We start from the raw sequence: 25,145 nt of genomic DNA, 5'->3' as shown, positions 1-25,145 counted from the left end.
CCCGGCATGTTCAGATCCATGAGTACCACGTCGGGTGTCAGGTCGCGGGTCATCAGCAGGGCTTCGGCAACGCCTGATCTACCAGCATCTCGGGTCGCATCCGGCTTATCTGATCGGTGCGAACCGGGAGCTGACCCTGGTCGCCGACCGGACCTGCCACGTCATCGACGACAAGGACCGGCTCCGCTTCGCCAGTGGCGTGCTCCTCATCGAGTTCTCCGCACCCGACCTGCACGATCCGACGGCGTCGCGGACCAGGACGACGGACGACGATGGAGAACTCTGACCTGATGACGTCGCCGGACCCCGTCAGCCCGCCGCCGCGATCACCGGCCGCTCCGGCGGTGGTGAAGGGACAGGTGCTGCTCGACCGCTGGCGGGTCACCGGATGGACCCGAGGGGGACAGGCCTGGGTCCTGACCGTCGACGACCTGTTGCGGGACCGGCAATGTGCGATCAAGGTGCCCATCGGCGGATCGCGGGTGAGCGACGAGGAACTGATCGTGCTGTTGCGGATGAGACCCCATCCGTACGTCGTGGCGCTGCTCGACGTCCTGACGGTGCTGAACCGGCAGGCGCTGTTGCTGGAGTACGCGCCCGCCTCGCTCACCGACATCATCGGGACCGAATTCCGGCCCGAGATCCTCCAGGAGATCTGCGCCGGCATGGCCCACCTGTCGGCGATGGGGGAGAGCGTGCACCTCGACCTCAAACCGTCCAACATTCTGCTCGACGAAGCGGGGCACGCGAAGATCGCTGACTTCGGTCTGAGCGGGCTGGTCCGCGCGCCGAGCGGGAGATTTCGCCGGGCCCGGGGCGGCGGCACCTGGGCCTACGCCTCCCCGGAGCAGCTGCGCGGGGAGCCGTGCGACTGCCGCGCCGACGTGTACTCCTTCGGAGTCATCCTGTATCAGCTCTGCACCGGGCGGCTGCCGTATCCCTTCCCTCTGGTCGTCGGCGGCGACGACGACGCCAAGCGCCGCCAACTGCTGGACTACTACGCATCCGAGGGGCCGGGGGAACGCCGGAAGTCGCTGTTCATGGGCGCCACCGTGGACGGGCGCCGACTGGCTCTCCCGCCACTCGACGGTCGGCTCGGGTGGGTGCTCTCCAGCTGTCTCGACGAGCATGCGGGCGGCCGGCCGCGCGATTTCTCGGACCTGTCCCGGATGCTGACCCGGCAGCTCGGGATCGATCCGGCCGACTCCCCGGCATCCACGCTGCCTTGGCCGGACCGCTGCGACCGGGAGCTCGCCCTGGCCCGGTCGCTGATCCGCACCGGCCGTGGCGACGAGGCGGTCCGGGTGGTCAACCGGCTGCTCGCCGCCGGGCCCGACCTTCCGGCGGAGCTGCTCCCGGAGACACTGAAGACGGCCCGGGCGGCGCTGGCGTGCGCCGGCCGTGGCGAGGAGGCCGCGCTTCTGCGCGGTCCGGAGGAGTGAACGATGTCCGAGATCAGCCCCTTCGAGTTCCCCACCGACCGGAAACCGGCGCCCGGCCTGGGCGACCGGGTCCGCGAGCTGGCCGATGCGGGCCGACTGCGCAGCGCGCTGGATCTGGTGCTCGGTACGCTGCGGCGCGAGCCGGGCGATCCCGACGCCATGGCCTACGGACTCGTGGTCCTCAGCATGTCGCGGGAGGAGCGGAAGGCGGCCGCCGAGCCGGTGACGCGGCGGCAGGAAGCGAGCGCGCTCCTGGCGCCCATCGCCACCGAGTGCGGCGAATGCGGAAGGTTCTGGTACTCGTCACAGGTCCTGCTCGAGGAAGCGCGGGGCTATTTCGATCCGGTCGGCATTCAATGCCCGGTCTGCCGCTGCACTCGCTGTGCCGACTGCATGAACGTACCCGACCTCGGTGATACGGACCTGGACTGCCCATCTCCTGGATGTGCCGGCCGGCTGGGCGGCTACTTGAGACCGACCGGGCGCCGGGGTGTCGTCGCCGTCGACCCCGATGACATCGAGCGGATCATCGTGGGCCGGGACGGGCCGATCCTGCCCGACTTCGGCGAGGCGCTGGACACGGTGTCGGAGTACGTGCCGATACTGCCCGAGGACGGGCCGCTGATCCTCCGGTGCCGGGTAGGGCCGGACGCGATGCACGCGAGGACATACCGGCCGGCGGAGCATCCCCCCGGCGAGGTGTTCACGTCGATGGTGCGGAGGCTGGAGGCGGAGATGCTGCTGAGCCCGGGCGCGGCGGCCCGCAGCACCTGTCTCTGTCTTGCCGACCGCGGCGGGGACGGCAACTGGTACGTGACCGTGGTGACCTCGCCGCCTCCGCCGGCGCGTGGCGAGGAGCACGCCCGCGAGACCCGGCTCCTCCGCGCCCATCTCGCCCGGCTTCACCGGGAGTATCCCGGCGAAGCCGCTCCCGCCCGGGAAGCCCTGAGCACCGATCACCTCGTGAATCTCACCGCGGATCTCCTCGTGCAGGCCCGGCGGGACGCGGCGCGCTCCGGGGCGCCCGCTCTCCGGATGCGGCTGGCCGGCTGGTGCGTTGTCGCCGTGACCGCGGTTCCGGCGTCCGGCCCCGGAGCCGCGCGCGAGTTCTTCCCCGACGGTTACGAGCGGTACGTCGAATGGCTCGCCGGCGCCTGGAACCTTCCCGACCCCGGCCTGAGCCTCGCGCACTGGATCGACTGCTCCGACGCGCTGGACGAGAGACTGCACCTGAGCTTCCTACCGGCCGACACGCACGAGCGGGCTTGGCTCGCCTCGGACCTGATCGATCCAGCCTGATTCAGTACTGCAACCGATGTCCTTGCCTGTTTCCTTGGTTCCGGCGCCGGGCGCCCGATAGGTACGGCAATCCGTCGCGGCGTGCCCCTGGCGGTCGACACCCCCGGGGAGCCCACATGCCCAATCGCCAGTTCGTCACCTTCGAGGTCGCCGGCCAGTTCTTCGGCGTGGACGTGGACGCAGTGCAGGAGGTGTTGTCGTACAGCGAGTACACGCCGGTGCCGATGGCGCCGAGCGCGGTCGGTGGCCTGTTCAACCTGCGCGGGCAGGTGATCGCCGCGGTGGACCTGCGTGTGCAGTTCGGGTTGCCACGCCGGGACATGTCCGGCCTGGTGATGAACGTGATCGTGCGATACGCCGGTGAGCCGGTGAGCCTGCTGGTGGACCGCATCGGACAGGTCGCCTACCTGGACGCGCAGCTGTTCGAGGAGCCGCCGGCGACACTGACCGGCCCGTCACGGCAGCTGGTCACCGGCGCGTACAAGACCGAGGGTCAGCTGCTGCTGGTCCTGGACGTCGCCGAGTGCGTGAACACCGCCCGGGTCACGGCCTGACCGCCCCGGACCGCGCCGGTCCGTCCAGCCGGCAAGCGCGAGCGGGCCAAACTTCAAGATCAAGCTTCGGGTACGGGGAACGAGCCCCCGGCGACGCCGTTCATCGTCGCCGGTTGCGAGGATGGTCCCTGGCGGTTCGTTCGTTCCCGTGCCGGTAGTTGCCGGTGACGCGCGCCATCAGCTCCTGCGCGTCACCGGTCTCCACGTCGGTCAGGAACCGGGTCGCGGACGCGCCGCGCAGCACCGTGGCCGGACGGCCGTGATGCAGCACCTCCACATCCCCGTTCTTGCGGACGCGGAACGTGAATCCCTCAGGTACACCGGACATCGTCGTATCGTCCACACCGGCGCGACGGCACGCCACCGATTTACGGCCGGGACGCGGGACTTCCCCGATCCGCCCGGCTGACCAGGTCACCGTCAGCGGCCGGTGCATTCTCACCCTCGTCGGCCGCCGCCCCGGTGTGGAATGTGGGCACCCGCCTGCGGTGTGCGGCTTCGCAGTGTCGTGGCCGTGACGAACCGGCTCCGACCGATTCCCGGCCCGAACTCTACGCGGCGTATTCACTCGCCGCCGTATCTCATTACATCGGCAGATCTCCATCCACTGGACCCTGGAACGAGATCAGCGTTCTTCTCAGCTGGCTGCTCGGCCTGGGGTCTCCCATGCTGTTCCTGGTCACCGGCGTCAGAAGATTGTTCCTGCTGTTGAGGATCAAGAGCCTCGCCGGCGAGGTACGGGATCGCGACCCGCATCAGGTTGAACGTGCTGTCGGAAGAGTGCTCGGGGATCCTGGTTTTCGCATCGCGCGGTGGGCCGGCGGCGCCTGGCTCGACGCTTCGGGATCTCCCGTTCAGGGGACAGGATCAGTCACCCGAACGATCATCCCGGGTCACTCGCCGCCGATGGCACTGTTTCACGATGCCGCTTACCAGGAGGATCGCGACACGATGAGCCTCGTCATCGAACTGGTCGTATCCGGGAGTTCTGGCCACTGGAGCCGTCCTCAGTCGCGCACATGAATCGGTCGGAACCGTCGACAGTCAGACGAGAAGCCGTTCACGTCATCGTTGTTCTCGTCGGCGGAGCCGGCCGGAGCGGGAGGCGGTCAGCCCGGGCGGCGGAAGTCGGAGACGGCGGGGAGGCTCCGGAAACCGGCCGAGACGTAGGTCGCCACGGCGGCGGTGTTGCCGCTGGGGGTGCACACCGTCGCGGTGCAGGAACCCATCTCCCGCAGCGCGGCGGCCGCGGCCACGGTGATGGCCCGGCCGTGCCCGTGGCCGCGGTGGTCCCGGTGAACGCCCATCGGTTCGAGCAGTCCCGGCCGTCCTCGCCCGGCTGACCACACCGTCACCGTGGCGACCGCGTTGCCGTCGTGGTCGTAGCCGACCAGGCAGCGGGCCCGGCGGTAGGACGGGGTGGCGGCCATCGCGTGCCAGCGCTCCGCGGTGAACGTCGAACTGGTGAACGACGCCCGCTGGACCGTCACCCGATCCTGGACGATCTTCTCGTCGCGGTGCCGAGCGTCGAGGATCTCGATCCTGAGCCCGTGGTCCTCCAGCCGGTCGGTGAGGTCGCGCGACAGCGGCGTCCACGGTTCGTCGGCCGCCCAGCCGCCGCGACGGAGAAGATCCCGGAAGGCGGAGCCCGAGCGAGCCTCGACGGTCCGGACGTCGCCGGGCAGCGCGGCCAGCAACCCGGCGGCGAACGCGGCGTCGCCGTCGACGGCCGGGGCGATGGCCAGGCGTGCCAACCCGTCGTCGCCGTCCAGCATGCCGACCGCCAGGATCCGGCCGCCGTCAGCCCACACCCGCATCATCTCGGCCAGCTCCCGCGTGCCGAACCGCCAGTGCCACCCGAGGTCGCCCGGGTGCAGCTGGACCGGTCCGCCGGCGTGCTGCCAGGCCGCCACCGTCTCGACGATCTCGTTCAGCGACTCCGGCGCCGCGTGGTGCATCGTGATCGACATGCGTCGACCCAATCACACCACGGTGACGGCGCAAGGCGTTTTCGGCGGGGCTGGTTCGGGCTCCGCCCTCACGGGCGCCAGGCCGACCAGCGGTCGACGGTGATCTCCAGGAACGGGCCCGGCGGTGGGGTGGCGCGGTACTGGGGATAGCGGGCCGACAGCGCGGCCAGGCCGATGGGTGAGGAGTCGAGGACGCGGGCGACGCCGTCGGCGCGGACCCACCACAGGGCCGACCAGTCGTCGTCGTAGTGATCGGCGAGGACGCACACGCGCGGGTTGGCCGCGATGTCGGTGAGCCGGCGCAGCCGGCGGGTGCGTTTGGGTTTCGCGTCGACGGCGGTGTGGATGACGTCGCCGGTGACGGCGAAGACGATCGGAACCAGGCGGGGGACACCACCGGCACCGACGGTGGCGAGCCGCGCCACCCGCGCCGAGGCGAAGAGCTCGGCGGCTGCCTCCATGGCCCGATCCTAGGCCGCCGAGACCCGTCGCCGGGACGGTGGCCATCCGGACCGCATCGCCGGTGGGCGGGCCGCCCGTGCGGGTGCCCGCGGTGAGGCGGCATCCCGGCAGGGAGCGGCCTCGGCCACGAGTCTGCCCGTTTCGGGGGATCTGTCATATTTCATTGGTCAGAATACGGAGGACAGCTCAAGGTCATTCACTGGCATCCGGCAGGAGGTACTGATGAACCAGCAGGACGATCCGTCACCTGCGGTTCCGGCGCGCTCGGCCGCGTCGTCCGCGCTGGACCGACCGGGTGGGCCGCCCGCCGCCGGCCGGCGACGGTACGGGCCCGCCCATGCCGGCATCACCGCCGGGCCCATCGCCGGGGCCGGCCGCCGGGCCGTCCGGTTCGACGGTCGACCCTGACGGTGTGGGCGTCCCCGGGGTCCGGCGCCGATGGCCCGCGCGCGCCGGCGTCGCTGACGTCCCCATTCCAGCCCGTCCGGGCTGCGGGAGAGGCGTACGATGCGTACTTCGGCACAGCGGTGGCTGACCGGTCTGCTCGCGATCGTGCTCGCCGGCTCGTCCGGCTACGCGGTGCTCGGCAGCCGGGAGCAGGCCGACATCGTCGCTCTGAACGTCGCTGACAGCGACCACACCGACGCCTATCAGCAGTTGGCTTATCTGACCGCGTGGGAGATGTCGCTGATCCAGGCCATCCTGCGCGAGCCCGACGGTGAAGAACGCGACCAGTGGCACGCCGTCCATCAGCAGACCCGCGCCGCGATGATCCACATGGCCGAGATCGACAGCGAGCACGCGTCCCGGGCGGCCGACATCGCCGCCCGCCACAACAGGCTGCGCACGCAGGTCATCCGCTATCTGCAGCGGCTCGACAGCGCCGACACCGACGGCGCGGAGAAGCTCCTCGAAGAGGCGATCGAGCCGGCCGCCACCACGATTCTGGCCGACGTGCTGGCCGAGCAGCGACAGCACCTCGCCGATCACACCGCACGGCAGGAGGCCGGGCAGCGTCAGTCGCAACGGTTGCTGTGGGGGAATGCGCTCACCTTCGTGGTCACCCTGATCACGCTTATGCTGTTCGGCTGGGCGATGCGCGCCTATCGGCTCCGACTCGCGACGATGGCCACCACCGATCCGCTCACCGGCCTGCCGAACCGTGGGGCGTTCACCGCCGTGATGCAGCGCGCGCTGGCCGAGGACACCCGTCACCGTCGCGGCAACGGCGTCCGGCCGGGCCGGGCCACCATCCTCACCGTCAACCTCGACGGCTTCCGTGACGTCAACGAGCAACTCGGCCACCGCATCGGGGATCTGCTGCTCGTGCAGGCCGGTCAACGGCTACGTGCCTCGGTACGCGAGCACGATGTCGTAGCGCGCCTCGGCGGTGACGAGTTCGCCGTCCTGCTGCGCGACACCGACCCGGCCATCGGGGAGAGCATCGGCGCCCGGCTCGCCGCCTCCTTCGAACACCCGTTCGTCATCGACGACCTCACCATCGACCTGGAGATCAGTGTCGGCGCCGCCACCGCCCGGGCCGGGGACACCGTCGCCACGCTGCTGCAACACGCCGACACCGCCATGAACGTCGCCAAACAACGGCGTCTCGGATTTCGCCGGCACACCCCGCAGCACAACCAGGACAGCACCGCCCGGCTCGCCCTGCTGGGGGACCTGCGCCGGGCCATGGACACCGGAGCTGAGATCAGCCTGCACTATCAGCCGCAGATCGCCCTGCGGACCGGCGCCCTGGCCGGTGTCGAAGCCCTGGCCCGGTGGCGGCATCCCACCAAGGGACCCATCTCACCCGGCGAGTTCGTCCCGGTGCTGGAATCCACCGCCCTCATCCACCGGTTCACCGATCAGGTGCTGACCATGGCGCTGGACCAGGCGAGGGCTTGGCTCGATGCCGGGCACCGCATCCCCGTCTCGGTCAACGTCTCCACCCGGACACTGCTGGACGCCGGCTTCCCCGCTCGTGTCGCCGCTCAACTCGAGCGCAGCGGCATCGCCGGCGACCAGTTGTGCGTCGAGGTCACCGAGCACAGCATCATGAGCGACCCGGACACCGCCATCGACGCCCTGCAGCGAATTCGCAGCCTCGGCGTGAAGACCTCCATCGACGACTACGGCACCGGCTACTCCTCCATGACGTACCTGCGGCTGCTCCCGCTGGACGAGCTGAAGATCGACCGTTCCTTCGTCGACGGCATGGCCCACGACCCCGGCAATCAGGCCCTCGTCGCCTCCACCGTCGAACTCGGGCACAACCTCGGACTGTCCGTCGTCGCCGAAGGGGTGGAAGACGCCGACACCGTCGCCGCACTGCGGGCCGTCGGCTGCGACATCGCCCAGGGTTACTACTTCGCGCGGCCCATGACCGCCGACGCGCTGACCGAGAGTCTCACCGGCGCCAAGGCGGTGGCCGCATAGCCGGGCCCGCCTCGGCGCCGACGCCGTCCGGGCCGGTCCAGGTGGCGAGCCGCGGGCCCGGCGTTCCGGCTGCGGTCACACGTCGTCACCCGAGTTCGGCGGCGAAGGCGGCGATCCAGGCCAGCGGCGCGTTCCAGTTGATCGTCAGCTCGTTGGTCGACCAGGAGTGGATGTCGTCGACATAGCAGAACTGGCCCACCTTGCCGGTCAGCCGGGCCTGCGCCACCTCGTCCTGCAGCCCCGAGTTCGGGCCGCCGGCCAGGGTTCCCTTCGGCGGATGCGGCAGGCCGGGGTCGAGTTGGTGGGCGTACCACCTGCTGTGCTGGTTCTTCGCGTAGTCGGTGCCGTAGCCGGTCACGTAGGACAGGTTCAGCGCGTTGCGGCCGAGGATGTAGTCGAGGCCCTCCAGGACGCCGTCACGGTAGCGGCTCTCGCCCGTCAGGTCGTAGGCCACGGCCAGCACCGTCAGGTTGTTCAGCACCATGCTGTTGGAGCCCCAGTCCCACCGGTTGCCCGGCGGGGCGTACGCCACCGCGTACGGATGGGCCTGTTGAACGGCGAGGTACCGGTCCGCGCCGGCGACCACCGAGGCGCGCACGCCGGCCAGGCCGGGCAGCTCACTGGGGGTCAGGGCCAGGTCGAGGCGGGCGGCGGCCGCGGTGGCCGCCCAGTCGAAGGCGTACGGCCCGAAGACGTCCGCGGTGTGCAGCGGCGAGGACAGCACCGCGTCGGCGTACCGCTGCTCGCCGGTGGTCAGGAACAGTTCGGCCGCCGCCCAGTAGAACTCGTCGCGTACGTCGTCGTCGTTGTACGGGCCGCCGCCGACGGTGTCCTCGACCGGCGCGTACCGGATCGGGCCGGCCTCGGCCGCCGTGTAGGCGGTTCGCGCGGCGGTCAGCAGGCGTTCCGCGTAGTCCGCGTCGTACTCGCGGTAGACGCGTGCCCCCTGGGCCGCCGCGGCGGCCAGGTTCAGCGTGGCCGCGGTGGACACCGGGCGCAGTTCGCGCGGCTGCGGGTCCAGGTGCGGCAGGGTCGGCAGGCCGGTCCACTCCCGGTCGTGGATCTTGTGGTGTGCCAGTCCTCCGGGCGCCTGCATGCGCAGCAGGAAGTCCAGCTCCCAGCGCACCTCGTTGAGCAGGTCGGGGAGCCCGTTGCCGCTCTCCGGCAGGTCGAGCGTCAGCGTGTCGAGGCCGCGCCGGTGCTCGAACGCGTGCAGCAGCTGCCACACCGTGATGCCGCCGTTGACCACGTATTTTCCCTGGTCACCCGCGTCGTACCAGCCGCCGCGCACGTCCAGCCGGTAGTCGCCGGCGCCGGCGGCGCACGGGACGTCGCGGTCGCTGAGATGCCCGGCCGGGCGGCCGTAGCCGGGCCGCAGGTCCTCGCGGATCTCGATGCCGCTGCGCTGGCAGTAGAAGAATCCGAGCGCGTCGGCGCGCAGCGGGACGTAGAGGCCCGCGTCGATGGTGAACGGCCGGCTGGTCGCGCCGTCCGCGGTCAGCGTGAAACCGGCGCCGGTCTGCCGGCACGTGCCGAAGTCGATGGTGTGCACGTTCTGTGCGGAGGAGACGTCGAGGCCGCGCGGGGTGGTCGTCCCGGTCGCTGCGACCCGGCCGGTGGCATCGGCCAGCCGCCACGGCAGCGGCTGGGTGGCCTCGGTGACCAGAGTGGCCCGCTTCGGACCGGACGGAAGGTAACCCACCTGGTTGACAGCGACATCCGACATGATTGGGAACGCTCCCAGCCGGAGGGCCCGCTGTCAAACAGGCCTTGCCGGAACCTCGAAACTCACGTCGTGAGCCTGTGCGTCGGGCCGCCGTGGGCCTTCCCGCCGCCCGGTCACGGTCGGCTCATCGTGGCGGCCGCTGTGCGGCGGCCCGCCTGCCGGGCGGCGTGCCGACGGCGGCCGGCTCCCCGGCGTCACGTCCGTCGCGGCGCAGGTAGAGGTAACCGGCGAGACCGGCCGGCAACATCAGCCAGAACGAGATCAGGCGGTAGCCGACGACGATGCCCACCGCCTCGGCGGCGGTGGCGCCCGCGGCCGCCAGGCCCGCGAGCAGACTCGCCTCGATCACGCCGAGCCCGCCCGGGGTCAGCGGCACCTGCCGGACCACCTGCACGGTGAGGTAGACGCCGGCCAGATGCTCCCAGCGCAGGTCGGCGCCGAACGCCGCGGCGATCAGCATCAGGCAGGCCAGGTCGAACACCCACTTCCCGGCGGCGAGGACGACGACGGCCGCCCAGTCGCGTGCCCGTACCTGCCGGCCCAGCCGCAGCACGCGATGTGTCTCCCGGGCCAGCCGCCACAGACGGGGATGCCCGGTGAGCCGTGCCTTGACGCGCGCCCGGTCGACCGGCAGCCGCGGCTTCGGGACGACGACGATGAGCAGGGCGGCTGCCGGAACGGCGAGCAGGGCGGGCGCCGCGGTGACAAGGCCGCCCGCGGCGAGCGTGATCAGCGCGACCGCGGAGACCACCCCGGACAGGACCGTGACGGCGGTCGCGGTTGCGGAGGTGGCGCCCCGGGCCACGTACTGCCGGAACGTGTAGGCGACCGAGACGACGGCGCCGGCCGGGACGACGGTGCTGATGGCGTTGGCGGCGCTGGTCAGGGCGATCGTGTCGCGCCGGTTCACCGGCACGCGGAACGCCGCCAGCAGTTCGTGCTGCTGCAGCGCGAACGCCAGCTGCGAGGTCAGGCCGGCGGCCACGGCCAGAGCCGCCCATCCCACGTTGACGCTGCTCAGCTGGTCGATCAGGGCTTCCGGGTCGGGAAACTGCCGGCGTACGAGCAGGGCTGCGGCGGCCACCAGGGCGACCATCACGGCGGCGTGCCGCCACTTCCGGTACTTCGACCCTCGGCCCATAGCGGTCGATCATGCACTGCGGGCGCCACCTCAGGTTCGGGCGGTCGCGGTATTAAGCGTTGCTAGGTACCGGTACTTAGTGTTACCGTCTACCAGTACCTAGCGACGTTGAATACCAAGGAGGTGGCGTCATGGGCAACCAGATGACCGAGATGCTGAAAGGCACCCTCGAAGGCATCGTCCTGGCGATCCTGGCCCGCAGATCCGCGTACGGATACGAGATCACCGCATGGTTGCGCGACCGCGGATTCTCGGACATCGCGGAAGGCACCGTCTACGCGCTCCTCGTCCGCGTCGAGCAACGCGGGCTCGTGGACGTGGAGAAGGTCCCCTCCGAGAAGGGCCCCCCACGGAAGGTGTATTCGCTCAACGCGAGAGGGCGAGAACAACTCGCCGAGTTCTGGGCCACGTGGCACACCCTCGCGGGACGCATCGAGCAGCTCCGCCACACCGACAACCAGCACGACGAAGGAGCATGACCATGGCCGCGAAGTGGATCGAGATGCTCGTCGGGTCGCTCGAGCAGAAGAAGCAGTACAAGCAGAACATGGCCCGCATCGAGGCGCTGCCGGAGCCCTATCACGGCGCGGCCAAGGCGCTCCATCGGTACTTCCTGTGCCAGGGCGCGATCACCGACGGCGACACGCTCGTCGTCATGCTGGACGACTTCGTCGACCTCTGGGAACGCGCGGTCGCCGACGGAACACCGGTTCGCGCGATCGTCGGCGACGACCCGGTCGAGTTCGCCGAGACGTTCGTGCAGGCGTACTCCGGAAAGCACTGGATCGACAAGGAACGCGAGCGCCTCCGCAAGGCGATCGACGCCGCAGACGGCGAGGAGAAGAGCGCATGACCGCCACCGACACCCGCGAACCCGCGATCAGGGTCCACGGCATCACCAAGTCGTACCAGGACCTGCACGTGCTGCGCGGCGTCGACTTCGACGTGGCGGCCGGCAGCATCTTCGCGCTGCTCGGCTCGAACGGCGCCGGCAAGACCACCCTGGTGCGCATCCTGTCGACGTTGCTGAAGGCGAACACCGGCACCGCGACGGTCCACGGCTTCGACGTCGCCTCGGCCCCCGGCAAGGTCCGCGAATCGATCAGCCTGACCGGCCAGTTCGCCGCGGTCGACGAAGTGCTCACCGGCCGGGAGAACCTCGTCCTGGTCGCGAAACTGCGCCACCTGAAGGACCCGGGCGCGATCGCCGACGACATGCTCGCCCGCTTCTCGCTCACGGACGCCGGCAGCCGCCGGGCCGGCACCTACTCGGGCGGCATGCGCCGGCGGCTCGACATCGCGATGAGCCTGGTCGGCAACCCGCCGGTCGTCTTCCTCGACGAGCCGACCACCGGCCTCGACCCGCAGGCCCGCATCGAGGTGTGGCAGACCGTGCGGCAGCTCGCCAAGGGCGGCACCACCATCCTGCTGACCACGCAGTACCTCGACGAGGCCGAGCAACTCGCCGACCGGATCGCGATCCTGCACCAGGGCACGATCATCCAGAACGGCACCCTCGACGAGCTGAAGCGACTGCTGCCGTCCGCCGAGATCGAGTACGTCGAGAAGCAGCCGACCCTCGAGGACGTCTTCCTCGCCCTCGTCGGCGACACCCCCTCCACGGGAGAGGAAACCCGATGACCGCCCACGCCCTCAGCGACACCCGAACCCTGACCGGCCGCTCCCTGCGCCACATCCTGCGCAGCCCGGACACCATCATCACCACAGCGGTCACCCCGGTCGCGCTGATGCTGCTCTTCGTGTACGTGCTGGGCGGCGCCATCAACACCGGAACCGGCGAGTCGTACATCAACTACATGCTCCCCGGCATCCTGCTCATCACGATCGCGTCAGGCATCGCCTACACGGCGTACCGCCTGTTCCTCGACATGCAGGGTGGCATCTTCGAACGCTTCCAGTCGATGCCGATCCCGCGGCCCTCCGTGCTGTGGGCGCACGTGCTCACCTCGCTCGTCGCCAACATGGCCTCGATCGTGATCGTCGTCGGCGTCGCGCTGCTCATGGGATTCCGCACCGGCGCCTCCGTGCTCGACTGGCTCGCCGTCGCCGGCATCCTGATCCTGTTCACTCTCGCCCTCACCTGGATCGCCGTGATAGCGGGGTTGTCGGCCAAGACCGTCGACGGCGCGAGCGCCTTCAGCTACCCGCTGATCTTCCTGCCGTTCATCAGCTCGGCGTTCGTCCCCACCGAGTCGATGCCGGCCCCGGTCGCCTGGTTCGCCGAGAACCAGCCGGTGACCTCCATCGTCGACACCCTCCGCGCCCTGTTCGCCCAGCAGCCGGTCGGTGACGACATCTGGATCGCCCTCGCCTGGTGCGCCGGCATCCTCGTGGCCGCCTACGCCGCGGCGACCTCGATCTACCGCAAGAAGATCAGCTGACGGTCCCGGCCGGCGGCGGCCCACCGGTGACCGGCGATCTCATCCAGCCGGACCGGTGGGCCGCCGCCTGCTTCGATCCGGCGCTCCTCATCGGGGATTCCGGTCCGGAAGAAGAAGCAGCGGCAGCGGGACCCCGAGCCCGGCCGATTCGGGTACGCGCGGCGCGTACCCGCCGCGGGAACCCCGCGACGCGCCGGACGGCGAGGCCGGGCCGGGCCGGAGGTGGTCGCCGGGACCGCCGCTGCGCGGCCTGCCGGGTGGGTGGTCGTTGATCGATACAGTCGCGCCATGCCGTTCACGCCGGATCAGATCATCCTCCGCAGGTACGTCCGAGCGAGCCGATACACCTTCGTGAGACCGATGCGGGTGGTCAGTGACGACGACAGAGGACTGCTGCTGTGGATGCCTGCGGGAAGCGAGTTCGCCGCCCTCTCCGACGCCGACGGAAGATCGCCTCACGACCTGCCTCTGGACGAGATGCGACAGCCGCACCTGGCGCCCAAGGTCTGGCGCGACCACGACATCCTGGTCCTGATGTCACCGGACGCCTGGCACTCCACCTGGTGGTTCTTCGGCAAGGGCGGGTTCATCGGCTGGTACGTCAATCTCGAAACACCGTTCACCCGGCATGACGGCGCTGTCGACACCACCGACCTGGTGCTGGACGTGTGGGTCGAACCGGACCGCGGCTGGGAGTGGAAGGACGAGGACGAGATGGCCGCCCGCACCGGCCATCCGTGGTACTTCGACAGCGCCATGGCCGAGAAGATCCGGGCCGAGGGCGTACGCCTCATCCGGCTCGCCGAGACGGGCGCCTTCCCCTTCGACGGTACCCACCTCGACTTCCGGCCGGACCCCACGTGGCGGCCGTCGACGCTCCCGGCCGGCTGGGACGAGGAACAGCCGAAGGCCCGGACGGCCGGCACCTGACACGGGCGTGGCCGCGGGCCCTGACACCCGCCATGCCGGGGCCGGGCCGGTGCGTGACGAATACACGGCGGGCGGAATCGCCGTCGGTCTCGCCTGCGCGTCGCCGGAACGGCCGGCCGAAGGCGTACGGATGACGGCCGTAAATAGGTCGCGCGGCTCAGCGGAATGGTGCAGAGTGATCTCAACGCCGGTGAGGTGGGCAGGAAACCGGCGAATCGCAACGATCCTCGAAAGGAGGTGAACCGTCATGTCGGCGCAGCAGATCCGCGTGACCGCGCGATCAGCGGCCAAGCGATACGGGTGTGCCACGCCCGTCGTGACGGCGAGGCCACACCGGCGAGGTCATGAGGCCGGTCACGGCCCGGCAGGGTGGAGCGGATAACGCGGCGGTGCCCGCGTCTCAGCCGCCCACCCCGGCATTCGGGGAACGGGCGGTTTTCTGTTCCTCGCGTTATCGATCATCGGCTTCCGGCTGTTCGCGTACGCCCTGAATTCGTCAGCGGCATTGTTCTCTCTCAACTCGACAATGAATGGCATGTATCGGCGGCACACGATGCCGGCCGATGGGGGTTCGGCTAACGGCAGGCCACCGAGCTTTGGCCTCGGCTACGCGGGTTCGAATCCTGCACCCCCAGCATCGTCCGATGCGCGCGCACGCGGCTGTGGCACAACGTCAGTGCGCCGCCTCGCCATGGCGGAGACCGGGGTTCGACTCCCGGTAGCCGCTCGTCCAGCACCCAGGATTCTCGGGCCTGTAGCTCCAGCTGGTAGAGCAACGCTTTTGCACAGCGAAGGTTGTCGGTTCGACTCCGACCGGGTCCACGCATGTCAGCGACACCACGCCCCTGTAGCTCAGCGGAGAGAGCGTCCGGCTACGAACCGGAAGGCCGCAGGTTCGATCCCTGCCGGGGGCACGCACGACCTTACGCGCCGTTAGCTCAGTCGGTAGAGCTGCCGCCTCTTAAGCGGCATGTCCGGGGTTCGAGTCCCTGACGGCGCACTGCGGGGTAGAGGAGTTCGGTCGTCCTCGCCGGCCTCATAAGCCGGAGATCACGTGGTTCAAATCCCGTCCCCGCTCCCGTTCCGGTGGCTCAGTCGGTAGAGCGCCGCCTCGACAAGACGGAGGTCCCTGGTTCGATTCCAGGCCGGAACACGCATGCCCGTGTAGCTCAGCGGCGAGAGCACCGGTCCTACAAACCGGCTGTCCCGGGTTCGAGTCCCGGCACGGGTACGACCCGTCCCCGGAGCGTCCGGTGCTGACGGCATGTTGGTGGCTGTAGCTCATCAGGTAGAGCGCCAGGCTGTGGACCTGGAGGCGGCGCGGTTCGAGTCCGGCCGGTCACCCTCGCGCGGGCGCGCGGAAGCCGTCCTTGTCAGTCCGGCGACCTCCCCGCCGGTGTCACCCTCGCGCGGGCGTGCCGAGGCCGGCGTGCCCTCTGCAGCCCGGCTCGCCGCCGGCACTCGGTTCAAGGCCCTTGCCGTGTACGCCTGGGCAAGCCGTCCGACTGTCGCTGATCCGGTCGATCCGCTGGCGGGCGTCCTCTACCGTCTCCTTGGCCGACCACTTGTCGAACTTGAGAGTTGGGGACCCGATGCCGAGACGCCGGCCGACAATCATCGTGATGGCGACGGTCGTCGCGCTGAGTGGTTGCACGGTCGACGTGAACGTGGCGGGGGAGGACGCGGCGGCGCCCACCTCCCGGCCCGCGACCGTGAAGCCCACGACCACGACACCGGCGGCCGACCCGGAGACCGCGGTGACGTACGCCTTCGTGAGCGTGGTCCGGGAGAAGCTGCCGGAGCTGGGCCGCGGGCGCGGCGACGACGAGGTCCAGGCCATGGCCGATGTGATCTGCAACGCGCTGGCCGAGGACGCGAAGAGTGAGGACGTCGTCGACGCGACCCGTTCGATGGGCTCGCGCGACGGGGTGCCGATCGACCACGCCACCGCAAACGAGGTCATCAAGCTCGCCATCGACACCTCCTGCCCCGGCCAGGCGCCGCGGGTCACCGACTTCTAGCCGCCCCGGTTGCGGAGCGCTCCGCATGCGTCGGCGCCGGCGCGGCATGGCGTCACTGGTCGACATGACATCTGCGGTGTCCGTCGGCCGGGCGGCTCTGCGGTGTCCGTCGGCCGGGCGGCTCGGCGTGCAGAGAGCCGGGCTTGACCAGGGTGATGTTGCGGGCGGTCAGCGCCTGCTGGTGAGGGCTTGTCGGCCTTACCGGGATCGGCCGTCACCGGGACAGGTGCGCCGGGCCGAGCAGGTCGGCCTCGCGGTCGGTGGCGGCGTCGGCGTCGACGCTGAGATCGGGGTGGCCGGCCGGCTCGGGCACACACAGCCAGAGAGCTTGCGGCATGATCTCGACGGTCAGCCGGTCGCTGCTCTCGATGAGGTCGCCGTCGAGTTGGCGGGGCTGGGCCCGGTTGCTGAGCACGTCGATGCGGCTGCCGCGGAAGACCTCCAGCGCGGGAACCTGAGCGCTGCGCCGGATCAGCCCCCACCCCAGCGCCACCCAGGTGCGCAGCGTGTTGGGCGTCAGGACGGCGATGTCCAGGACGCCGTCGTCCGGCTGCGCGTCACTCAGCAACTTCACCCCGCCTTGCAACCGGCCCACGTTGGCGATGAGCACCGAGCGGGCACGCCGACGCATCGGTCGGCCGCCGTCGATGCGGATGGTGACCCGCATCGGCCGGTCCTTGAGGTGCTTCACCGCGCCGAGGATGTACGCGGGCCAGCCGATGTGCTTCTTCGCCGTGTCCGATGTCGCGTCGAGCATGTGCGCGTCGAAGCCCATGCCCGCCATCACGGCGAAGTGCCGGCCGTCGAGAGTGCCGACGTCCAGGCGCCGTAGACCGCCTTCCAGCGCCACGGCGAGTCGGGTGGCCAGATCGGTGGACAGCCCGAGGTTCGCGGCGAGCAGATTGCCGGTGCCGGCGGGCAGGACGGCCATGGACACCTCGGTACCGGCCAGTGCCGACACCGCTGACATCACGGTCCCGTCACCGCCGCAGACGAAGACGACCTCGGCGCCTGACTCGACGGCCGAACGGGTCTGACCGAATCCAGGGTCGTCCACGGACGTCTCGAACCACTGTGGCGCCGGCCAGCCGGCCCCTGTCAGCGTGCCGTCGACGCTGTGCCGCAGCTCGCCGAGGTCGTCGATCTTGGAAGGGTTGACGATGACCGCCGATCGGGGCGCTGGGTTGGTGCGGCCGGTGGTCATCGTCATCGTGGTTGCTCGCTTTCGGTGGGTGTACTGACGCCTGCCTTGGTGGCGTCGAGCGCGGAGAAGCCGCTCCGGGCGGTCGTGGCGACGGAAGTGCACATGGCGCGACTCCTTGAGATCCTGTTCGGCCGGGAACGGCGACGCACCGGCATCGCATCGTGAGGACGATCGGGGCGGCAAGGACGGGCCGCAGGAGTCTGGGCGGCCGCCGGAACACGTACGCGACATGGTCACGGCTGTAGCGTTCGATGGCCTTCCCCTACCCCGCGATCCGGTCGGCGAAACAATGCGGCCCAGCCCGGCGCGGCCGAACGAGACGGCTCGATCATTGCCGTTCGGATGCGAGTTCTCGCCCGGCGCGTCCCGGTCCGCGACCGATCCGCTGAGGCGGTGGCGCGACCGAGACGGACGGTGCGCAACGCCCTGACCAGGTATGCCGCGCTCCCGGGACGGTCTCGCCGGTGACGGGATTCCGGGTTCTGGGAAACGGCGTGGACCTCCCTTGCGCACGTCGGGCACAGTCCAGTCGTGGACGACACCATCGCGGTACGGCATCGCTCGCTGGACGAGATCCTGGAAGGTCTGCACCTGGTGCGGCAGTCCCCGCAGGGCGCCGGCACCCTGGAACTGGCCGTGCGCCGGCCCACGACGGGCGCCCGGGAGGTGCTGGCCCGCGCCGAGCTGCACCGGGAGACCGGGTTGGTCGGCGACAACTGGAGCCGACGGCCGAGTTCCCGCACCCCCGACAACTCACCGCACCCCGACATGCAGCTCAACGTCATCAATGCCCGGTTCGTCGAGCTGATCGCCGGCCCGGACCGTGACGCCTGGGCACTCGCCGGCGACCAGCTCTACGTCGATCTCGATCTGAGTTTCGACGCGCTGCCGGCCGGCTGCCGCCTCGCGATCGGCGACGAGGCCGTCATCGAGGTGACCGACCAGCCGCACACCGGCTGCGCCAAGTTCGCCGCCCGGTTCGGGCGCGACGCCCACAAGTTCGTCTGGACCGACGAGGCCAAGCGCCTGCGGCTGCGGGGTCTCAACGCCCGGGTGATCGTCGGCGGGACGGTCGCGGCCGGCGACACCGTGCGGCAGATCATGCCACCTGGGTGATCGGCTTCCCCTGCCGTGCCCGGCTGTGGCGGTGCGCCTGCGCAGCGCGATGTCCGCCGACGTCCACGCCGACCCCGGCGCCTGCGACGAGGACGTTCCGCTCGACACGCTCACCGGCGCGGTCCTGCGCCCGGTCCACGGCGTCGGCCCGGCGCGACGTCACGGACTGGCCCGGGCCGGCCGGGGAGATGCGCCACCGGCAACGCCCGGCACGCCTCCCGGCGGCGCGACGGGGCCGGATCGTCGGCGGTGGCTCGGTCGAGGAAGGAAAGCACCGGCATCCACGCCGTGACATGAACTTCCGGCCGGCCGCGGTGAATCGACGTCGCCAGGCCCCGGCGCGTCGGTAATCGAGAGCGGGTGCGGCGCGTTCGGCGTACGCGAAAAGGGGTCTTGATTCTGAAGAGAGAGAAGCGGCGCCCGGGGGGGACGGGCGCCGCTTCTCGGATCGGTGAGTGTCAGGCAGTGGGGGCCGGGTCGACGGCGAGACGCCGGGCGACCAGGAACAGCGCGTAGCCGATGAGGCCGATGACGAGGCCCAGACCGGCGGCCATCGCGGCGATTCCGAATGACACCACCGAAGTGAACAGCGAGGCGCGCAGGAAGGAGCCGGTCATCACGGTGGCCCGGACCGGGTCCTCCTTGTCGAGTTCGGCGTAGGTCTTGCCGCCGCTCGCCTTGAGAGCGTGCTTCTCGATGATCTGAGCCTCGGAGTAGGCGGTCAGCGGGCCGTCGATCTTCTCGCCGGCGAACCATTCGGCGTCGGCGGAGACGGTGATCCGCTCGTCGGCGAGCTGTGATTGAACGGTGAACCAGGTGGTGGCACCGGCCACCACCATGATCAGGCCGGCGAGCATCAGCAGGATGCCGATCAGACGGACAGCACTCCCCGAACCGGTCTTTTCGACCTTGGTGGCCACGGCAGTCATTATGTTTCTCCTAATTACACGAATGTTCGATCCCTCGGACGGTTCCACCGGCCTGATGTCGGGTCGGGGTTCGATCTTCGGCTTCGCCTATGAGGATGCTGTGCCGACGCCGCGCGCAATAGGGCCGACAAGTCTGGGTCGAACGTCCCGAACTCAAGTGGGTTTCGGTGGGACCATGGACCCGGGCCCCGGGACGTTCGGCCCCGCGTCGCCTAGCCTTAGTCACCGTCTGAAGGGTCGTGCGACGCTGTGTGACCAGTGGGGTTCGCCACAGGTTTGATCTTGAGCGACGGCGTGTGATTTCCGTCGACCGCCAGTCGGCCCGGGCCGTTAGTTTGGGCTTCATGAAGGGTTCGAGGCGGCTGCAGACGTCCCGGCTCGTGCTGCGCCACTGGACCGGTGACGATCTGGACCCGATGGCGGCCATAAATGCCGACCCGGAGGTGATGCGCTGGATCCGCGACGGGAGACCCCTGGACCGCGACGGCACCGCGGAACGCCTCGCCACCTGGCGCAAGCACTGGGACGAGCACGGGTTCGGCCTGTTCGCGCTCACCCTGCGTGACACCGGTGAACTGGCCGGTTTCGCCGGGCTGGCGATGCCCACCTTCCTGCCGGAGGTGCTGCCGACTCCCGAGATCGGCTGGCGCCTGGCCCGCCGCCACTGGGGCCGTGGCCTGGCCACCGAAGCCGCCCGGGCCGTCCTCGCCCACGCCCGCGACGATCTGGGCATGAGACGCCTGGTCAGCATCCATCAGGTCGGCAACGAGGCGTCCGCCCGGGTGATGATCAAAATCGGCATGCGCCTGGACCGGGAGACGACCGACCCGGTGTCCGGCACTCCGCTGCGCGTCTACGCCATCGACCTGGCCGGTCGTCCGGCAGACCGCGGACGCCGGTTCACCGCATCGGCGACCGGCCGCCGGCCGGTCTCGTCATCGAACGGCGAGTCGTGGTGACTTCCCGCCGGGAGGGCCGACTCCTCATCGGTGGGGAATCTCTATGCCGGCAGCCCGCAACCTCGCTTCGATGAGCGCGGTCAGCCGAGCCGCGGCCGGCGCCTCGTCAGCCCGGTGATCGTTGATCAGATCGTAGCGGGCGCCGGCGTCGGGGCCGGCGAAGAAGGCGCCCACGTGGGTCCGCATCGCCGCACGTTCGCTCAGCAGGTTGTCGGCCATCCCGGCGGCCAGCTCGTCCAGTCGCGGATCGTCCACGTCCCAGGACAGCGCATCCCAGGTACGCTTCCACAGCCGCACGTACTCGGGGTCGTCGAGCCGGCGTTCCAGCTGCGTCACGAAGCCGTCGAAGAACGCCGGGGCCAGCGCGCGAGCCAGAACAAGCGCCTCCCGTTGCGAGGCCACGACCTCGGGACCGAAATCCAGCTCGGCCAACCGGTCCAGCAGGGCGCACGCGTGCTCGGGAAGCAGCGCCCGGTCGCCGTCGGCGAGCCGGTGCAGCGTGTCGCGGCGGGCGACGAGTTCCGTGATGCGGTCGGTGAGCCGCCGCTCGACGTCGGCCACCGCGGCGGCGAAGCGCTCGGGATCGGCGCCGAGCAGTCCGCCGATCTCGGCGAGTGGCACGCCCGCCTCGGCCAGAGTACGGACCTGAACCAGCCGGAGCAGGTCGGTGGAGGTGTAGCGGCGGTAACCGGAGGTGTCGCGGCCGGGCTCGCCGAGCAGGCCGAGACGGTGGTAGTGCCGCACGGTCTTCACCGTGACACCGGCGAACCCGGCCGCCTGACCGATCGTGAGCCCGTTCGCCATCGGCTCAATCCGTCGTCCGGGCGCCGGTGAGTTCCCGTACCGCCCGCGCGACGGCGGAGGAGTCCTTGCGCAGGATCGTGCTGTGGTTGCTGGCGACCCTCGCGCTGATCGCGAGGTTCGGGTTGCGGGCGAGAACCGGATCGAGCGCGGCACGCCCCTGGTCCATCTCGTCGCCCTGGTTCCCGAGGCTGGCTCCGGTCGCCATGACGAACCGCAGTGGACAGGCGATGCGTTCGAGCACCGGCACGCCGGCGGCGCTGATCTCGTTGAGCTCGATGTTGACCTCGGCGTGCTGGTCCGCGCTCATCCGGGCGCCCATGCCGAACCGGCCGGCGACCGGCAACAGCAGGCGCATCCTGCGGAACTCCTTACGGATGCGGTCCCGCCCGGCGGCTCCGGTCAGCCCGGCCGGGAAGGCGTCCACGGTGACGATGCCCAGGACACGATCCGGGTACCGGTCGGCCCAGTGCCACGACAGGACCCCACCGTAGGACCATCCCACCAGCAGCGGCCGGTCGACTCCCCGGGCGGTGAGGACCGCGTCCAGATCCCGGAGGCAGGCCTCGAAGGAGTAGTCGGCGGACCGCTTCGACCGGCCGCGGGCGCGTTCGTCGTACGTGATGTGGCGATAGCCGTCGCCGAGTTCGGCGATGACCCGCCGCCAGTGCGACTGATCGGCGTACGCGCCGTTCAGGTACACGATCGGCGTGCCGGGGCCGTTGGTGTCGGTGACGGCGAGGGCCGTGTCGTCCACGGCAAGCATGCCCGTCCAGTGTGAACCGGTCATGCGAGCAGCCTATGGATTGACCCTGGGTCAGGGTCAACGGTTCTGCCGGTGCTCGATGCCGGGTGCGCTGTCCTGGCGGGGCGGAATCTCGTCCCTGGACGGGTGACGGGGGTGCAAGATCCCTTGTCTCTTGCCTATAGTCGTTCGCATGACCGATCGTGCACCGGAGTTTGTCGGCAGTCATGAGATCCGCATGCGCCTGGGTGGGCTCAGCCGCCAGCGGGTGTACCAGCTCACCATGGGCCGCGACTTTCCCCGCCCGGTCGCGCGGCTCACTCAGGGCAAGGTGTGGCTGGCGTCCGAGGTGGAGGAGTGGGCCGTGCGGCGCCGTCCGGGGCGGTGAGCCGCCGCACGGACGGCGCCGGCCAGGCGCGACCGCCGTGTGCGGGCACCTCGCCGGACGGCGTCTCCGCCCGAACGAGAGGAGGATCCGCATGACGGACCGGCCGCGTCTGGTCGCCGTCCGAGCCGGGGCGCTGTTCGACGGCGTCTCCGGCACCCTGATGCTCGACCCCGTGCTGCTGATGAACGGGCCGGTCATCGCCGCGGTCGCCCGTGCGGGCACGCCGCCGCCCGGCGCCGAGGTGGTGGATCTTCCCGGAACCACACTGCTGCCCGGCCTGATCGACACGCACGTCCACCTCGCCTTCGACGCCGGCCCCGACCCGGTCGCCGCCCTCGCCCGGCGCGACGACGACGCGGCGCTCGCCGCGATGCGGGCCGCCGGGCGCGCCGCCCTCCACGCCGGCATCACCACGGTCCGCGACCTCGGCGACCGCGGCTACCTCTCCCTGCGGCTGCGTGGCACCGCCGGCCTGCCCACCATCGTCGCGGCCGGGCCACCGATCACCACACCGGCGGGACACTGCCACTTCCTCGGCGGCGCGACCGAACCGACACCACAGGCGGTGCGCGCCGCGGTCCGCGACCGGGCCGACCGCGGCGCCGACGTCGTCAAAGTGATGGCCAGCGGCGGGACGATGACCCCGGGCACCCGCCAGGAGACGTCGCAGTTCACCGTCGAACTGCTGCGGGCCGTGGTCGACGAGGCGCACCGGCACGGCCTGCCGGTCACCGCGCACGCCCACGGCACCGGCGCCATCCGGATGAGCCTCGACGCCGGCGTCGACGGCATGGAACACGTCTCGTTCTGGAGCGCCGACGGTGTCGACGACCCCGGTGACCTGACCGGCCGCATCGCCGGCAGCGGGGTGACCGTCGGCCTCACCGTCGGCGTCGCGCCGGTGCCGGGGGCCGCGCCGCCGCCCGCGATCGCCAAGCGCCTGCCCCGCATCATCACCAACACCCGGCGACTGTACGAAGCGGGCGCGCACCTGGTTCTCGGCACCGACGCGGGCATCGGGCCGACGAAACCACACGACGTCCTGCCGCACGCCCTGCAGCAGACCACCATGATCGGTCTCACCCCGGCGCTGGCGCTGACCTGGGCCACTTCCAGGGCCGCCGCCGCATGCGGCCTGGGCGGCACCAAGGGCCGGCTGGCGCCCGGGCTCGACGCCGACATCGTCGCGGTCGACGGCGACCCGCTCGCCGACCTCACCGCGTTGCACCGGATCCGCGCGGTCTTCGCCCGAGGCCACCGGGTGGTGTGACGTGGCGCGACCTGGGGGTGTTGCGGGACGGTCGTAGCGGGCGGAGCATGGATCGCCGTGACAGGCTTGACCTGGAGCGCGCTCCAGGTGACACGGTCGTCTACATGTTCGAAGCGACGCAGTCCCCGCTCGTGCTCGGGGCGATGATGTTCGGAACCACCATCGACGAGCAGACGTCTTTCGCGCTGCTCGACCGGTTCGCCGAGCGCGGTGGAGTCTGGATCGACACCGCCGACTGCTACGCGTTCTGGGCCAGTGGCACCGGTCATGGAGGCGACAGCGAGCGGCTGCTCGGCCGCTGGCTGGCCGCCCGGCCCGGCGTCCGTGACCGGGTTCGGATCGCCACCAAACTGGGCGCCGAGCCGCTCGAGCCGGGTTCCTGGCCGTCCCGCCGGGAAGGGCTGTCACCGTCGGCGGTGCGGGCCGCGTTCGCCGGCAGCCTCGACCGGCTCGGCATCGACCGGGTCGACCTGCTGTGGCTGCACCAGGAGGACCGGTCGGTGCCCATCGAGGACACCGTCGAAGCGCTCGCCGGGCTGCCCGCCGACCGGTTCGGCTTCTCCAACCATCCCGCATGGCTGGTCGAACGCGGCCGCGCCCACGCCCGGGCGATCGGGTCGCGCCCGTTCGACGCTCTGCAACTCAACGCCACCTACCTGCGTCCCCGTCCCGGCACGCTGCCGCCCGGGGTAGTGCACCGGTTCGGGGTGCTCAGCGACGAACAGATGGACTACGCGGTCGAGCACGACCTCGACCTGTGGGCGTACACGCCGCTGCTGAGCGGCGCCTACGACAATCCGGCCAAACCTGTCCCCGACGTGTTCGACCATCCGGGCAACACCGCCCGCCTGAGGGTTCTCGACGAGGTGGCCACCGAGTGCGGGGCCGCCCGCGGCCAGGTGGTGCTGGCATGGCTGCTGAGCCGGGGCATCCGTCCCATGCTGGGCGGCAGCAAGATCGATCAGCTGGACAGTGCCTTCGACGGGGTGGCGCTGAAACTGGACGACGACCAGGTGCACAGACTCGATGCGGTGGACCGTTCCGACTGGGCCGACCCCTACGCACGGTACTGAGGGTCCGAACCATGCCCGTCCGCCGGCCGCCGCACGGCACGGTGATGGAGTGCGGGCCGAGGTGCCGATCGCCCGGCCGGGCGGTGCCGAACCCGTGTGTGGATTTCGGGTGCGCTGCGAGCCTGAACTGCACACGTACTGGGGCGGCGTTCGGATTGCCATCCGGCTGGGCGGTGCCGAATCCGTGTGTGGATTTCGGGTGCGCTGCGAGCCTGAACTGCACACGTACTGGGGCGGCGTTCGGATTGCCATCCGGCTGGGCGGTGCCGAATCCGTG

26 protein-coding genes, 9 tRNA genes and 1 pseudogene are annotated in these 25,145 nt (G+C 70.5%); 27 read left to right on the top strand and 9 right to left on the bottom strand.

The window, feature by feature from the left end; translation table 11 throughout:
• The first annotated feature begins 34 nt into the window (after nt 1-34).
• From AB0I88_RS34575 to AB0I88_RS34560, 4 genes are all read left to right on the top strand, one after another.
• Entirely contained in the window at nt 35-286 is a 252-nt protein-coding gene (locus AB0I88_RS34575; protein WP_361034582.1) for a hypothetical protein, read from the top strand.
• Nucleotides 273-1,442, top strand: coding sequence for a serine/threonine-protein kinase (locus AB0I88_RS34570; RefSeq protein WP_361034579.1), 1,170 nt, complete (start codon nt 273-275; stop codon nt 1,440-1,442). The genes AB0I88_RS34575 and AB0I88_RS34570 overlap by 14 nt, the downstream gene beginning before the upstream one ends.
• Before the next feature lie 3 nt (nt 1,443-1,445).
• Entirely contained in the window at nt 1,446-2,741 is a 1,296-nt protein-coding gene (locus tag AB0I88_RS34565; RefSeq protein WP_361034576.1) for a hypothetical protein, read from the top strand.
• 116 nt (nt 2,742-2,857) lie between these two features.
• Nucleotides 2,858-3,295: a chemotaxis protein CheW gene (locus tag AB0I88_RS34560; RefSeq protein ID WP_361034573.1), complete on the top strand. Its 438-nt coding sequence runs from the start codon at nt 2,858-2,860 to the stop codon at nt 3,293-3,295.
• 100 nt (nt 3,296-3,395) lie between these two features.
• Here the strand turns inward: AB0I88_RS34560 and AB0I88_RS34555 are convergent, their stop codons facing one another.
• Nucleotides 3,396-3,623, bottom strand: a complete 228-nt coding sequence (locus AB0I88_RS34555) for a hypothetical protein (RefSeq protein ID WP_361034570.1) — start codon at nt 3,621-3,623, stop codon at nt 3,396-3,398.
• Between the two features lie 338 nt (nt 3,624-3,961).
• On the opposite strand from AB0I88_RS34555, the gene AB0I88_RS34550 reads away from it, so the two are divergent.
• On the top strand, nt 3,962-4,318 hold the full coding sequence (locus tag AB0I88_RS34550; protein ID WP_361034567.1) for a hypothetical protein: 357 nt from the start codon (nt 3,962-3,964) through the stop codon (nt 4,316-4,318).
• 86 nt (nt 4,319-4,404) lie between these two features.
• On the opposite strand, the gene AB0I88_RS34545 is transcribed toward AB0I88_RS34550, so the two are convergent.
• Nucleotides 4,405-5,265: a GNAT family N-acetyltransferase gene (locus AB0I88_RS34545; protein ID WP_361034564.1), complete on the bottom strand. Its 861-nt coding sequence runs from the start codon at nt 5,263-5,265 to the stop codon at nt 4,405-4,407.
• Between the two features lie 68 nt (nt 5,266-5,333).
• On the bottom strand, nt 5,334-5,726 hold the full coding sequence (locus AB0I88_RS34540; RefSeq protein WP_361034561.1) for a TIGR03668 family PPOX class F420-dependent oxidoreductase: 393 nt from the start codon (nt 5,724-5,726) through the stop codon (nt 5,334-5,336).
• 508 nt (nt 5,727-6,234) lie between these two features.
• On the opposite strand from AB0I88_RS34540, the gene AB0I88_RS34535 reads away from it, so the two are divergent.
• Nucleotides 6,235-8,163 (top strand): bifunctional diguanylate cyclase/phosphodiesterase, encoded by a 1,929-nt coding sequence (locus AB0I88_RS34535; protein WP_361034558.1) that lies wholly within the window; start codon nt 6,235-6,237, stop codon nt 8,161-8,163.
• 85 nt (nt 8,164-8,248) lie between these two features.
• On the opposite strand, the pseudogene AB0I88_RS34530 reads toward AB0I88_RS34535, so the two are convergent.
• Together AB0I88_RS34530 and AB0I88_RS34525 are read right to left on the bottom strand one after the other, a co-directional pair.
• Nucleotides 8,249-9,880: pseudogene (locus AB0I88_RS34530) on the bottom strand (glycoside hydrolase family 9 protein); the annotation flags it as partial.
• 133 nt (nt 9,881-10,013) lie between these two features.
• Nucleotides 10,014-11,030 carry a YbhN family protein gene (locus AB0I88_RS34525; protein WP_361034555.1) on the bottom strand — a complete coding sequence of 339 codons (1,017 nt, stop codon included), beginning with the start codon at nt 11,028-11,030 and terminating at the stop codon, nt 10,014-10,016.
• Nucleotides 11,031-11,161: 131 nt separating this feature from the next.
• Between AB0I88_RS34525 and AB0I88_RS34520 the strand changes: the two genes are divergently transcribed.
• From AB0I88_RS34520 to AB0I88_RS34450, 15 genes are all read left to right on the top strand, one after another.
• A complete protein-coding gene (locus AB0I88_RS34520; protein WP_361034552.1) occupies nt 11,162-11,509 on the top strand; it encodes a PadR family transcriptional regulator in 348 nt (115 codons plus the stop codon).
• A gap of 2 nt (nt 11,510-11,511) precedes the next feature.
• A complete protein-coding gene (locus AB0I88_RS34515; protein WP_361034549.1) occupies nt 11,512-11,883 on the top strand; it encodes a DUF1048 domain-containing protein in 372 nt (123 codons plus the stop codon).
• Entirely contained in the window at nt 11,880-12,671 is a 792-nt protein-coding gene (locus AB0I88_RS34510) for an ATP-binding cassette domain-containing protein (RefSeq protein ID WP_361034546.1), read from the top strand. The genes AB0I88_RS34515 and AB0I88_RS34510 overlap by 4 nt, the downstream gene beginning before the upstream one ends.
• Nucleotides 12,668-13,432, top strand: a complete 765-nt coding sequence (locus AB0I88_RS34505; protein ID WP_361034543.1) for an ABC transporter permease — start codon at nt 12,668-12,670, stop codon at nt 13,430-13,432. The genes AB0I88_RS34510 and AB0I88_RS34505 overlap by 4 nt, the downstream gene beginning before the upstream one ends.
• 288 nt (nt 13,433-13,720) lie before the next feature.
• Nucleotides 13,721-14,362, top strand: a complete 642-nt coding sequence (locus AB0I88_RS34500) for a DUF402 domain-containing protein (RefSeq protein WP_361034540.1) — start codon at nt 13,721-13,723, stop codon at nt 14,360-14,362.
• A gap of 564 nt (nt 14,363-14,926) precedes the next feature.
• A tRNA-Gln gene (locus AB0I88_RS34495) sits at nt 14,927-14,997 on the top strand.
• Nucleotides 14,998-15,018: 21 nt separating this feature from the next.
• Nucleotides 15,019-15,089: transfer RNA gene (locus tag AB0I88_RS34490), tRNA-Gly, on the top strand.
• Nucleotides 15,090-15,110: 21 nt separating this feature from the next.
• A tRNA-Ala gene (locus AB0I88_RS34485) sits at nt 15,111-15,184 on the top strand.
• Between the two features lie 19 nt (nt 15,185-15,203).
• Nucleotides 15,204-15,276, top strand: a tRNA-Arg gene (locus AB0I88_RS34480).
• 13 nt (nt 15,277-15,289) lie between these two features.
• Nucleotides 15,290-15,362 (top strand) — tRNA-Lys (locus AB0I88_RS34475).
• Nucleotide 15,363: 1 nt separating this feature from the next.
• Nucleotides 15,364-15,440: transfer RNA gene (locus tag AB0I88_RS34470), tRNA-Met, on the top strand.
• Nucleotides 15,441-15,442: 2 nt separating this feature from the next.
• Nucleotides 15,443-15,515, top strand: a tRNA-Val gene (locus tag AB0I88_RS34465).
• Nucleotides 15,516-15,520: 5 nt separating this feature from the next.
• Nucleotides 15,521-15,593, top strand: a tRNA-Val gene (locus tag AB0I88_RS34460).
• 39 nt (nt 15,594-15,632) lie between these two features.
• Nucleotides 15,633-15,706: transfer RNA gene (locus AB0I88_RS34455), tRNA-His, on the top strand.
• Nucleotides 15,707-15,984: 278 nt separating this feature from the next.
• Nucleotides 15,985-16,383, top strand: coding sequence for a hypothetical protein (locus tag AB0I88_RS34450; protein ID WP_361034537.1), 399 nt, complete (start codon nt 15,985-15,987; stop codon nt 16,381-16,383).
• A 214-nt stretch (nt 16,384-16,597) separates the two neighbouring features.
• Here the strand turns inward: AB0I88_RS34450 and AB0I88_RS34445 are convergent, their stop codons facing one another.
• Nucleotides 16,598-17,593, bottom strand: coding sequence for a diacylglycerol kinase family protein (locus AB0I88_RS34445; RefSeq protein ID WP_361034532.1), 996 nt, complete (start codon nt 17,591-17,593; stop codon nt 16,598-16,600).
• Between the two features lie 525 nt (nt 17,594-18,118).
• Between AB0I88_RS34445 and AB0I88_RS34440 the strand changes: the two genes are divergently transcribed.
• Nucleotides 18,119-18,703, top strand: a complete 585-nt coding sequence (locus tag AB0I88_RS34440) for an MOSC domain-containing protein (RefSeq protein WP_361034529.1) — start codon at nt 18,119-18,121, stop codon at nt 18,701-18,703.
• Nucleotides 18,704-19,161: 458 nt separating this feature from the next.
• Here AB0I88_RS34440 and AB0I88_RS34435 read toward each other — a convergent pair whose 3' ends face one another.
• Nucleotides 19,162-19,623 (bottom strand): aromatic ring-opening dioxygenase LigA, encoded by a 462-nt coding sequence (locus tag AB0I88_RS34435; RefSeq protein ID WP_361034526.1) that lies wholly within the window; start codon nt 19,621-19,623, stop codon nt 19,162-19,164.
• A 353-nt stretch (nt 19,624-19,976) separates the two neighbouring features.
• Between AB0I88_RS34435 and AB0I88_RS34430 the strand changes: the two genes are divergently transcribed.
• Nucleotides 19,977-20,591, top strand: coding sequence for a GNAT family N-acetyltransferase (locus AB0I88_RS34430; RefSeq protein ID WP_361034523.1), 615 nt, complete (start codon nt 19,977-19,979; stop codon nt 20,589-20,591).
• A 24-nt stretch (nt 20,592-20,615) separates the two neighbouring features.
• Here the strand turns inward: AB0I88_RS34430 and AB0I88_RS34425 are convergent, their stop codons facing one another.
• Both AB0I88_RS34425 and AB0I88_RS34420 read right to left on the bottom strand, forming a co-directional pair.
• A complete protein-coding gene (locus AB0I88_RS34425; protein WP_361034520.1) occupies nt 20,616-21,395 on the bottom strand; it encodes a MerR family transcriptional regulator in 780 nt (259 codons plus the stop codon).
• A 4-nt stretch (nt 21,396-21,399) separates the two neighbouring features.
• Nucleotides 21,400-22,182, bottom strand: a complete 783-nt coding sequence (locus AB0I88_RS34420) for an alpha/beta hydrolase (RefSeq protein WP_361034517.1) — start codon at nt 22,180-22,182, stop codon at nt 21,400-21,402.
• A gap of 148 nt (nt 22,183-22,330) precedes the next feature.
• Between AB0I88_RS34420 and AB0I88_RS34415 the strand changes: the two genes are divergently transcribed.
• The 4 genes from AB0I88_RS34415 to AB0I88_RS34400 form a co-directional block, all read left to right on the top strand.
• A complete protein-coding gene (locus AB0I88_RS34415; RefSeq protein WP_361034514.1) occupies nt 22,331-22,525 on the top strand; it encodes an AlpA family phage regulatory protein in 195 nt (64 codons plus the stop codon).
• Nucleotides 22,526-22,616: 91 nt separating this feature from the next.
• Nucleotides 22,617-23,795 (top strand): amidohydrolase family protein, encoded by a 1,179-nt coding sequence (locus AB0I88_RS34410; protein WP_361034511.1) that lies wholly within the window; start codon nt 22,617-22,619, stop codon nt 23,793-23,795.
• A gap of 104 nt (nt 23,796-23,899) precedes the next feature.
• Nucleotides 23,900-24,868: an aldo/keto reductase gene (locus tag AB0I88_RS34405; protein WP_361034508.1), complete on the top strand. Its 969-nt coding sequence runs from the start codon at nt 23,900-23,902 to the stop codon at nt 24,866-24,868.
• A gap of 49 nt (nt 24,869-24,917) precedes the next feature.
• A partial coding sequence (locus AB0I88_RS34400; protein ID WP_361034505.1) for a hypothetical protein occupies nt 24,918-25,145 on the top strand: 228 nt, incomplete at its 3' end.

Source organism: Actinoplanes sp. NPDC049802 (assembly GCF_040656595.1).
GTDB lineage: Bacteria > Actinomycetota > Actinomycetes > Mycobacteriales > Micromonosporaceae > Actinoplanes.
The sequence above is the reverse complement of the archived record's forward strand: the minus strand, read 5'-3'. Positions and strand labels throughout refer to the sequence as shown.

Bases quoted from the DNA above. Each gene is read 5' to 3' on its own strand.
- AB0I88_RS34570 (WP_361034579.1), top strand. From the start codon at position 273: ATGGAGAACTCTGACCTGATGACGTCGCCGGACCCCGTCAGCCCGCCG.
- AB0I88_RS34565 (WP_361034576.1), top strand. From the start codon at position 1,446: ATGTCCGAGATCAGCCCCTTCGAGTTCCCCACCGACCGGAAACCGGCG.
- AB0I88_RS34560 (WP_361034573.1), top strand. From the start codon at position 2,858: ATGCCCAATCGCCAGTTCGTCACCTTCGAGGTCGCCGGCCAGTTCTTC.
- AB0I88_RS34555 (WP_361034570.1), bottom strand. From the start codon at position 3,623: ATGTCCGGTGTACCTGAGGGATTCACGTTCCGCGTCCGCAAGAACGGG.
- AB0I88_RS34550 (WP_361034567.1), top strand. From the start codon at position 3,962: ATGCTGTTCCTGGTCACCGGCGTCAGAAGATTGTTCCTGCTGTTGAGG.
- AB0I88_RS34545 (WP_361034564.1), bottom strand. From the start codon at position 5,265: ATGTCGATCACGATGCACCACGCGGCGCCGGAGTCGCTGAACGAGATC.
- AB0I88_RS34540 (WP_361034561.1), bottom strand. From the start codon at position 5,726: ATGGAGGCAGCCGCCGAGCTCTTCGCCTCGGCGCGGGTGGCGCGGCTC.
- AB0I88_RS34535 (WP_361034558.1), top strand. From the start codon at position 6,235: ATGCGTACTTCGGCACAGCGGTGGCTGACCGGTCTGCTCGCGATCGTG.
- AB0I88_RS34525 (WP_361034555.1), bottom strand. From the start codon at position 11,030: ATGGGCCGAGGGTCGAAGTACCGGAAGTGGCGGCACGCCGCCGTGATG.
- AB0I88_RS34520 (WP_361034552.1), top strand. From the start codon at position 11,162: ATGGGCAACCAGATGACCGAGATGCTGAAAGGCACCCTCGAAGGCATC.
- AB0I88_RS34515 (WP_361034549.1), top strand. From the start codon at position 11,512: ATGGCCGCGAAGTGGATCGAGATGCTCGTCGGGTCGCTCGAGCAGAAG.
- AB0I88_RS34510 (WP_361034546.1), top strand. From the start codon at position 11,880: ATGACCGCCACCGACACCCGCGAACCCGCGATCAGGGTCCACGGCATC.
- AB0I88_RS34505 (WP_361034543.1), top strand. From the start codon at position 12,668: ATGACCGCCCACGCCCTCAGCGACACCCGAACCCTGACCGGCCGCTCC.
- AB0I88_RS34500 (WP_361034540.1), top strand. From the start codon at position 13,721: ATGCCGTTCACGCCGGATCAGATCATCCTCCGCAGGTACGTCCGAGCG.
- AB0I88_RS34450 (WP_361034537.1), top strand. From the start codon at position 15,985: ATGGCGACGGTCGTCGCGCTGAGTGGTTGCACGGTCGACGTGAACGTG.
- AB0I88_RS34445 (WP_361034532.1), bottom strand. From the start codon at position 17,593: ATGACGATGACCACCGGCCGCACCAACCCAGCGCCCCGATCGGCGGTC.
- AB0I88_RS34430 (WP_361034523.1), top strand. From the start codon at position 19,977: ATGAAGGGTTCGAGGCGGCTGCAGACGTCCCGGCTCGTGCTGCGCCAC.
- AB0I88_RS34425 (WP_361034520.1), bottom strand. From the start codon at position 21,395: ATGGCGAACGGGCTCACGATCGGTCAGGCGGCCGGGTTCGCCGGTGTC.
- AB0I88_RS34420 (WP_361034517.1), bottom strand. From the start codon at position 22,182: ATGACCGGTTCACACTGGACGGGCATGCTTGCCGTGGACGACACGGCC.
- AB0I88_RS34415 (WP_361034514.1), top strand. From the start codon at position 22,331: ATGACCGATCGTGCACCGGAGTTTGTCGGCAGTCATGAGATCCGCATG.
- AB0I88_RS34410 (WP_361034511.1), top strand. From the start codon at position 22,617: ATGACGGACCGGCCGCGTCTGGTCGCCGTCCGAGCCGGGGCGCTGTTC.
- AB0I88_RS34405 (WP_361034508.1), top strand. From the start codon at position 23,900: ATGTTCGAAGCGACGCAGTCCCCGCTCGTGCTCGGGGCGATGATGTTC.